Raw genomic sequence first — 8,478 nt, 5'->3', positions numbered from 1 at the left:
TGCGGGGTGACGGCTCGCGTGATCCGTGCGAACCGCGGTTTCGCGGCCGTCGCGGCGCGTGCGAGGCGGGGGCGTACGGCGTCGTGCTCGCTGCCTAGGCTCGTCCACCAGCGCTCACAGCACGCGGAGTCCAGCTCGGCCCGGACGATCGCGTCCGCGGCGTCGTCCCCCCGCCCGGCCCGCGCGACCAACTCCAGCAGCCACCGCCGCTGTTCGCCGATCACGGTCTCCCGTACGACGGCGATGACCGGCACGAGACTGGCGGCGGCGAACAGACAGGCGGCCCACACGGGGCCGTACCGGACTTCGAGGACCGTGGTCCAGGCGAGCCCCGCGCTCGTCGCGATGTAAAGGGCACACAGAAGGCGGCTGGAGCAGTTCATGGGCGTACACCGTCCTTGGGGCGGATCGACACGCCTTGTCTAACTGCTAACGACCCGCGGGGACTCGGGTGATTCATCCCACCGTGACCTGACGGGCATCGACCTCCGGCCCTGACTGCGCGCCCACCGTCGCCCTCCCCTGGAACGCGGACCGGTAGGCGTGCGGCGTGGTGCCGACCACCCTGCGGAAGCGGTCACGGAACGCCGTCGGAGAGCCGAACCCCGCCTGCCGCGCGACCCGTTCGATCGGATGGTCGCTGTTCTCCAGCAGGTACTGGGCCCGCCGCACCCGCGTGCGCAGCAGCCACTGCAGGGGAGTGGTGCCGGTCTGCGCACGGAACCGGCGACTGAGGGTGCGCTCGCTCATCCCCGCGCGCTGCGCCATCTCCCCGAGCGTGATCTCCCGGGCGAGATTGTCCTCGATCCACGCCAGCAGCGGTTCGAGCGCCGAACCACGCGGTACGGGCGGGTGCTCGTGCACGATGAACTGCGCCTGCCCGCCCTCCCGTTCCAGGGGTACGACGGACATGCGCGCGGTGTGCGCGGCGACGGCCGACCCGAGGTCGCGCCGGATCATGTGCAGGCACATGTCCAGCCCCGCGGCGGCTCCGGCGGAGGTGAGGATCCGCCCGTTGTCGACGTACAGCACGTCCGGCTGGACGTCGACCCGCGGGAAGCGGCGGGCCAGTTCGTCGGTGGCCATCCAGTGGGTGGTCGCGCGCAGTCCGTCCAGCAGTCCCGCCTCGGCCAGCACGAAGGCGCCCACGCACACCGACGCGATCCGCGTGCCGGACCGCGCCGCTTCCCGCAGGGCCGCCACCACGCCCGGAGAGGGCGGCCCGGTCTCGTCGCGGCCCGGCACGACGATGGTGTCCGCGTCCGCCAGTCCGTCGAGCCCGCGCTCGATCCGCAGGGCGAAGCCGTCGGTGGGCACCTCGGGCGACTCGGCGCACAGCCGGACCCGGTAGGGGCGGCGTCCGTCCGGCAGGCGCGTCCAGCTGAACATCTGGAAGGGCGCGGCCATGTCGAACGGCACCACGTTGTCGAGGACCAGGATCGCCACGGTGTGCATGAATGCCACCTTAGGCGGATTCTCGCCACCCACAGAAGGCCAGGTGGACCGGGCACACACGGCTGCGCATCAGGAAAAGCCTGTTGGCGGGAACCCGTTGACAGCTGTCGTTCCAGCCTCTGTGCGCCCGTCGCGAAGATCCCTAACGTGGATCGGACCGCCCCGAAGGCCGGCCCGCCCGGGGCGTCATGCCCGCGCCTACACGGAGACCGACACCAGCCGATGACCAAGATCCTTCTCATCCTTCACGTCCTGGCCGCCATCGTCGCCGTCGGCCCCGTCACGGTGGCGGCCAGCATGTTCCCGCCGGCGGCGCGCGGCGTCCCGGCCGTGGACGGGGCGGCGGCGGTGGCCACCGTCCGGCTCCTGCACCGCATCTGCCGCGTCTACGCCGGCATCGGGGTGTCGGTCCCGGTCCTCGGCCTGGCCACCGCCCTGGCCATGGGCGTGCTCGGCAGCGCCTGGCTGATCGTGTCGATCGCCCTGACCGGAGCCGCCGCCGGCATCCTGATCGCCTTCGTCCTGCCCCGGCAGGAGGAACTCCTGGAGCAACTGGACGCCGAGCGGCCCGTCGAACGCTCCGCCACGGTGCGGCTCGCCATGTTCACGGGCATCTTCAACCTGCTGTGGGCCACCGTCACCATCCTGATGATCGTCCGGCCCGGCTCGACGACCGGCGCCTGACCAGGCGGGACCCGAGCAGATGGCGCTGTGGCGGCGGAGTATCAGTGCCGCGTTCCCCGGCCGTCAAGCGCTCTGGCAGAATTCGTACTTCAGTGTGCGTCGGCGCCTAGACTCGACTGCCGTGCCCATATGCACACGGGGCCACGACCGAAAGGCGCGTTGACGGGTGTTCCAGGATTCCCCCATTTACGACCGGCTCATCGCGGAGCGCGGCGACATCCCCACCCAGGTGCGCAGGGAGGCCGAACGCGTCAACAGGGAGGTGGAGTTCGCCATGCAGCCCCTGCTGCAGTCCTCCGTCGGCCCGGCGCCGGTTCCCCCCGGCCGCCCGGCACCCCCGGCCCCGACCTGGCAGCGCAGCGCCCTGCCGCCCGGCCCGCAGGGGATCTGAGCCCGTCAGCACACCCGCGCGCCCGCCCCGTCGGCCTGCGGTTGCTCCCCGGCAATGGGGCGGGCGAGCCACTCGGCTATGGTCCGGGCGATGGGCTGGCCCGTGTCCACCTCGACGAACCCGAACTGCCCCGACTGGTTGCACTCCAGAAACCACCACGTCCCGTCGGCGTCCTCCACGAAGTCGAAGGCGCCGTAGGCGAGTTCGGCGTCCCTGAGATACGCCAGCACGGCCTCGGCGACACGCGGTGCCACCTCGACAGGGGCCCAGGGCACCTCGGACTCGGCGAAGCGGACGTCCACCTCGCCGTCCGTGCCGGCCGGTTTGCGCGCCGCGAGCAGTCGCTCGCCCACCACGGTCAGCCGGATGTCGGCCCGCTTGGCGACGCGCCGCTGCAGCAGAGTGGGGCCGAACGCGACGGCGGAGAAGTCGGTGTCCGGGTCCACCCTGCTGGTGGGCACCGCCCGCGGCGGATCCTGCGGGTGCGCCCCGGACACCGGCTTGACCACCAGGTCCGGATACCGCGCGGCGAACTCACGGGCGGCCTGCGGGAACGTCGTGATCAGCGTGGCCGGCACCGGCAGGCCGCAGCGCTGGGCCAGCCGCAACTGCCAGGGCTTGTACCGGGCCCGGCGGGCCGCGTCGGGGTGGTTCATCCAACGGGCGTCACAGCCCCGGAGCATGCCGTAGAGCGCCTGGCCCGCCTCCTCCGTCAGCCATGCGGAGGGTGTGGCCCCCCGGGTCGCCGCCGTGCCGGGCCTGCGCACCCAGACCGACCGCAGCCCGCCGATGCCCACCAGCCGCCCCGAGGCCGACAGATGGCCGCGGAAGGCGCCGTGCACGTACTCGCCCGACAGGGCGACCCCACCGGTCAGGTCGGCGGGGTCGAGCCGGACCACCGGGACGCCGGAGGCGTTCAGGTGCACGACCACCATGTCGGCCGTCACGTCCTCTTCGTTGGTCAGAATCAAGACCGTCATCGTCGTCGGCCTGTGTTCAGTCGTCGAAGTGTGTCTTCGAACCCGCCGTGGACGTCGTGGTCCCCAACTCGCGCATCAGGGCGAGGTCACTGGCGGCTATCCGCCCGTCCCGGAGCACGTTCAACTGCAGACCGGAGTCGTACGCGTACGGAGCGGTGACCTCCAACTCCGCTGCCGGCCGTGCATAGTTGAGCGCGAACGGTTGCATCGTCTCTCCCTCACAGGTGGTGCTCCGAACGAGCCTGGTCACCCGGCGGCGGCCACGGTTCGCCGACGCCTTGTGGTTTCCACTTACTTATACGAATCGAACGAGTGGTTGGTTTCCTTACTTTCTGTAACCAACGGGGCCGGTCGTTCGGCTCGGGGGGAGCGGCGCAGGGTACGCAGTGCCAGCAGGAGCACTCCGATGTCGTCCAGATACACCGGATCGGGGACCAGATCGGTCGGCAGGACGAAGTACAGCAGGGCGCCCCAGAACACCCAGCGCGGCCCGGTGGGCAGCCCCGCCCGGCGCAGCAGACGCCGCGTGCGCACGAGCCGCACCAGCACGTACAGGGCCACGACGAGCACAACGGCCGCGAGGGCGACGGCGACGAAGATCACAGTGGTGGTCGACTCCACGGAGCCTCCTCCTGCCGGGGTGCGCACCGCGCGCACTGCTGGTCGGATTCCCTCCTTGGGCGTGCGCATTGCATGACGGCGGTCACCTGGCGCACCCCATCACCCGTCAGGACGAAAGACGCGCAGGAGGCCCGGCCACCTGCCTGGGCGGGCGCGTGAACCGTCCACCCGTGCGCCGGAGGGAACCCGTCCGACGCGGTACTCCCCGCCGACGGATCCGGCGCAGCCGCCGTACGCATCCCGGCTGAACGCGGCGAGGGCGGTTGCGGTGACTTTTCCGCTTCGGCTGCCGGTCGCTAACGGTCCGAGGTCTGCGGCTGCTCCTCGACCGTCTCCGGCCGTTCCCCGGCGGCCTCGTCGAGCCGTGCGGGCTCCTCGTGGGTCCCGTTCCCGTCCGAGGTGTTCCTGCGGGCCCATGCCGAGCCCTTCAGGCGCTCGAAGGTCCGGGTCAGGTGCTGGAGCGGGGACGGTGCGGGAGCGGCCTGCTCGGGCCGCGCCACCGGTGCCGCGTCCGCGGACTCGCGGTAGGCGGCCAGCGCGGCGTGCGCCTGCTCGGCGGCCTCCCGGTACAGGTCGCGGGACTTCGTCATGGCCTCCAGCGCCTCGGCGTACATCGCCACCAGCGCGCGTTCGCGGGCGAGTTCCTCCTGAAGCGTCAGCAGCCGCCAGTCCTCGCGCAGTGCGGCGACGGCCTCCTCGCCGCCGTCCGGCAACGGGCGCGGCAGCGCGGCGAACCGCGTCACGGCGTGAATGAGCTCGGCCGGCTCCGAGCCGTCGAGGAAGACGCTGCGTACGGCGAACTCCTCGGCGTCGTACGAGGACGCCGACGCGGTCCCCGGCAGGACGACGGCGCCGCCGCGCGGCACCTCGACGCCGACGTCGCGAAGGGCCCAGTTCACGACGCGCAGCTGGCTGGGCGCGGCCCGGTGCTCGACCACCCGGTGCCGCAGGCTCGGCGGGAGCATCCCGGCCAGCGGCACCTGGCCGCGCTCGTCCGTGGTCATGGCCTCATGGACGACCACATGGATGCTCCAGCCGTCCCGCGCCGCGTCCCGCAGGATGCGCCGTACGTCCTTGTCGTCCTCGGGCAGTGGGTTGATGTTCGTCAGACGCAGGCCGGTGACGGCGTCGTTGTCCCAGCCCGTGTCCGGCTCCCGGGGCCAGAACATGGTCGCCGGTGACGGCCACCGCGGGTCCCACGGGGCCTCCGCCTCCGCGGTCAGCTGCCACATCTGCCCGTTGACGGGGCCGCGCTCGACGGTCATCCGGGCGCGCACGGTCACGCTCCCGGCGACCCGCCATCGGGCCTCGAAGATCCACTCCTGGGCGTCCTCGGTCTCGGGCACTTCCAGGAAGTCGTCTATGGTCCCGCTGTCCTTGAGCTGCCGCAGGCTGAGCCGGAGGGTGTCCTGCGCGGCGGGTCCGAGGTGGCGGCCACGGGCCGACCACACCGAGGGCGGGGCTGGGGGGCGGGCGCTGGAGGAGCTGGGCATGAGTCCATCTGTGGGCGGGGGCACGTGCGTACCAGTATCGATGCCCCAGGTGGGTCCCGATCAAGCGGGGTCCGCACAGATCCGCACACGGGGTGTGCGCGGTCCGCACAGTCCGACTGCTGCTCACTCGTGGTGCGCTCCGCCTCCCGTCATGACAATGACTCGGTGAGCGGGACTCGCCCGCCATCCGCATCGGGGCGGGTCCCGCTCATGCAGCGATGTCCGGCTCAGCCGTGGTAGCTGATGTAGCCGTTGCGGTCGGGGTCGGATCCGCTCCGGGTGTAGGAGTGCGAGTCGGCCCCGGCGCCGGAGGGCTTGTAGAGGTAGATCGAGTCCGTGTCGTTGTTCCACATGAAGTTGCAGTTGTCGCGGTAGACGACGTTCCCGGAGTCGGAGTCGGAGCCGTTGCCGCCCCGGAGCTTCACATAGTCGCCGGGCTGCAGGTAGTGGTTGGCGGTGAAGGCGAAGCGATTGCCGGCCTTGTCCTTCACGACATAGCCCTTGAGGTTGACCGTGGTGCCGGACGAGTAGTTCTTGATCGTCAGGTATTCCTCGTCGGTGTTGCCGGTCGAGCAGCTGTTGGAGTCGCGGCCCGGAGCGTCGTACTGGATGCCGCGGATCTTCAGCGCGGACGAGTACTCGGTGGCCTGGGCCGGTGCGGCGGACAGTGCGGCCAGCGTGCCGGCCGCGACGGCGGTTGTGGCGACGATGCGTATACGCATGGAGAAATACCCCCCTGTGTGGAGCTTGTGTGAAGATCAGGAGTGTAGGCGGATCGCATTCTGAGGGGGGCGACTTCACCGAATCGTGAGACGGGCGGGCGTCAGTGCGGGTATGTACGGGGCGGACGCCAGCGGGTGAGTTCGTCCCTGAACCCCGAGATGGCGTGCACCGCCGGGCGTGCTCCACCGCGGCCAGGTTCTCCAGCACGAGCGAGTGGTTGACCCCGTGGCAGGCGTCCACTCCGAAGCCGAGGCACGTCACCAGTCGTTCGGGAACCTCGTCGAGCCCGGCGACGGCGGCCACGTTGGCGAGGTGGACCTCCTTGCCGGCGGCGCGCAGCGCGAGGGCCGTAGGCAATCCGGCGTACACGTCGAAACCGCCGCCCGCACCGGCGACCAGCACCCGCCGCGCGTGGCGCAGCCGGGTGAAGAAGGGGGGCTCCGGAAGTGTGAACACCGGGGGACGTCAACAGGAGCCGGCCGGGACGTTCTCCGCTACGGGCGCCTGCCGGGGTGCGAGAACGGGGCGGGCCGGGGTCGACCCCGGCCCGCCCCGCTGCGTCGGGGAATCAGGCGCCGCTCTCGCGGAGCATGTCCTCGCGCTCGACGATCTTCACGCGCTCACGGCCCTGCGGCTCGCCCAGCGCCTTCTCGGCGGCGTCCAGCTTGTACCAGCCCTCCCAGGTGGTGAACCGGACCTCGCGCTCGGCGAGGAAGGCGTCCACGGCCTCCGGCTCGGGCGAACCCGGCGTCTGCAGACGGCCGGCCGCGAAGTCGGCCAGCAGGTTCGCGACGGTCTCGTTGGCGTCACCCTTGGTGTGGCCGATCAGGCCCACCGGGCCGCGCCGGATCCAGCCGGTGACGTACGTCGACTGCAGGTGCTCGCCGGACTCCTGGATCACCCGGCCGCCCTCGTCCGGGACGGTGCCCGACTCGATGTCCCAGGGCAGCTTGGGGAGTTTGTCGGAGAGGTAACCCACCGCGCGGTAGATCGCGGTGACGTCCCAGTCCTTGAACTCGCCGGTGCCCTTGACGTTGCCGGTGCCGTCCAGGGCGGTGCGCTCGGTGCGCAGGCCGACGACCTTGCCGTCCTCGCCGAGGACCTCGACCGGCGACTCGAAGAAGTGCAGGAACAGCTTGTGCGGGCGGTCGCCGACGTCGCGGATCGCCCAGTTCTCCAGGGTCTTGGCGACCATGTCGGCCTGCTTGTTGCCCCGCCGGGTGGCGATCGAGCCCTCGTCGTAGTCGATGTCCTCGGGGTCGACGATGACCTCGATGTTGGGGGAGTGGTCCAGCTCGCGCAGCTCCATGGGGCTGAACTTCGCCTGCGCCGGGCCGCGGCGGCCGAACACGTGGATCTCCAGGGCCTTGTTGGCCTTGAGACCGTCGTAGACGTTCGGCGGGATCTCCGTCGGCAGCAGCTCGTCCGCCGTCTTGGCGAGGATGCGGGCCACGTCCAGCGCGACGTTGCCGACGCCGAGCACCGCGACCTTCTCCGCCTCCAGCGGCCAGGTGCGCGGTACGTCCGGATGGCCGTCGTACCAGGAGACGAAGTCCGCGGCGCCGTAGGAGCCGTCGAGCTCGATGCCCGGTATCGGCAGCGCCCGGTCGGCCGTCGCTCCGGTGGAGAAGATCACGGCGTCGTAGAAGGCGCGCAGGTCGTCGAGGCTGATGTCGTTCGGGTAGTCGACGTTGCCGAAGAGGCGGATCTGCGGCTTGTCGAGCACCTGGTGGAGGGCCGTGATGATGCCCTTGATGCGGGGGTGGTCGGGCGCGACGCCGTAGCGGATCAGCCCGAACGGGGCCGGCATGCGCTCGAAGAGGTCGATGGACACGCCGGGTTCGGCGGCCACGTCGGACTTGAGCAGGGCGTCGGCGGCGTAGATTCCGGCCGGGCCGGCTCCGACGATGGCTACCCGCAGGGGGCGGGGCATGATCAGGTTCCCTTCGAGCGGCGATGGATCGACTCGACGGGAAGCCTAAACTAAGGCAAGCCTAAGTCGGTACGCGGGTCCGGTCTATGGACCCATAAAGCGACTTTATGAGAGGACGGCTCGTGCGGTCACTGTCTCACGCGGTGGCCGGGGCGGGGCGTGCGGGTCCGGCGCCCCGGTTCGCGCGGGGCGCCGGGT

At 71.1% G+C, this 8,478-nt stretch carries 10 protein-coding genes and 1 pseudogene; 2 read left to right on the top strand and 9 right to left on the bottom strand.

Annotated elements, in window-relative coordinates; genetic code table 11:
• The coding region (locus tag ACWCPI_RS36170; protein WP_451042204.1) for a hypothetical protein at positions 1 to 383 on the bottom strand (383 nt) is incomplete at its 3' end.
• Positions 384 to 456: 73 nt separating this feature from the next.
• Complete coding sequence (locus ACWCPI_RS36165; RefSeq protein WP_451042203.1) at positions 457 to 1,455, bottom strand: GlxA family transcriptional regulator; 999 nt, start codon at positions 1,453 to 1,455, stop codon at positions 457 to 459.
• A 222-nt stretch (positions 1,456 to 1,677) separates the two neighbouring features.
• On the opposite strand from ACWCPI_RS36165, the gene ACWCPI_RS36160 reads away from it, so the two are divergent.
• Together ACWCPI_RS36160 and ACWCPI_RS36155 are read left to right on the top strand one after the other, a co-directional pair.
• Complete coding sequence (locus tag ACWCPI_RS36160; protein WP_451042202.1) at positions 1,678 to 2,139, top strand: DUF2269 family protein; 462 nt, start codon at positions 1,678 to 1,680, stop codon at positions 2,137 to 2,139.
• Positions 2,140 to 2,305: 166 nt separating this feature from the next.
• Complete coding sequence (locus tag ACWCPI_RS36155; protein ID WP_388804849.1) at positions 2,306 to 2,530, top strand: hypothetical protein; 225 nt, start codon at positions 2,306 to 2,308, stop codon at positions 2,528 to 2,530.
• A 5-nt stretch (positions 2,531 to 2,535) separates the two neighbouring features.
• Here the strand turns inward: ACWCPI_RS36155 and tgmB are convergent, their stop codons facing one another.
• The 7 genes and pseudogenes from tgmB to ACWCPI_RS36120 all read right to left on the bottom strand — a co-directional run bounded on the left by tgmB (position 2,536) and on the right by ACWCPI_RS36120 (position 8,280).
• Positions 2,536 to 3,510: an ATP-grasp ribosomal peptide maturase gene (gene tgmB, locus ACWCPI_RS36150; protein WP_451042201.1), complete on the bottom strand. Its 975-nt coding sequence runs from the start codon at positions 3,508 to 3,510 to the stop codon at positions 2,536 to 2,538.
• Between the two features lie 16 nt (positions 3,511 to 3,526).
• Positions 3,527 to 3,718: a putative ATP-grasp-modified RiPP gene (gene tgmA, locus ACWCPI_RS36145; protein WP_388804843.1), complete on the bottom strand. Its 192-nt coding sequence runs from the start codon at positions 3,716 to 3,718 to the stop codon at positions 3,527 to 3,529.
• A gap of 83 nt (positions 3,719 to 3,801) precedes the next feature.
• Positions 3,802 to 4,131, bottom strand: coding sequence for a DUF1232 domain-containing protein (locus ACWCPI_RS36140; protein ID WP_451042200.1), 330 nt, complete (start codon positions 4,129 to 4,131; stop codon positions 3,802 to 3,804).
• 296 nt (positions 4,132 to 4,427) lie between these two features.
• A complete protein-coding gene (locus ACWCPI_RS36135; RefSeq protein ID WP_451042199.1) occupies positions 4,428 to 5,624 on the bottom strand; it encodes a hypothetical protein in 1,197 nt (398 codons plus the stop codon).
• 227 nt (positions 5,625 to 5,851) lie between these two features.
• Positions 5,852 to 6,346: a lamin tail domain-containing protein gene (locus ACWCPI_RS36130; RefSeq protein WP_451042198.1), complete on the bottom strand. Its 495-nt coding sequence runs from the start codon at positions 6,344 to 6,346 to the stop codon at positions 5,852 to 5,854.
• Between the two features lie 181 nt (positions 6,347 to 6,527).
• Positions 6,528 to 6,803, bottom strand: a pseudogene (locus ACWCPI_RS36125) (DUF1152 domain-containing protein); the annotation flags it as partial.
• Between the two features lie 112 nt (positions 6,804 to 6,915).
• Positions 6,916 to 8,280 (bottom strand): FAD-dependent oxidoreductase, encoded by a 1,365-nt coding sequence (locus ACWCPI_RS36120; RefSeq protein ID WP_451042197.1) that lies wholly within the window; start codon positions 8,278 to 8,280, stop codon positions 6,916 to 6,918.
• Between the last annotated feature and the right edge of the window lie 198 nt (positions 8,281 to 8,478).

Source organism: Streptomyces sp. NPDC001920, from assembly GCF_053594495.1.
Note: the sequence above shows the minus strand (reverse complement) of the source record. Positions and strands in the feature narration are given on the sequence as shown.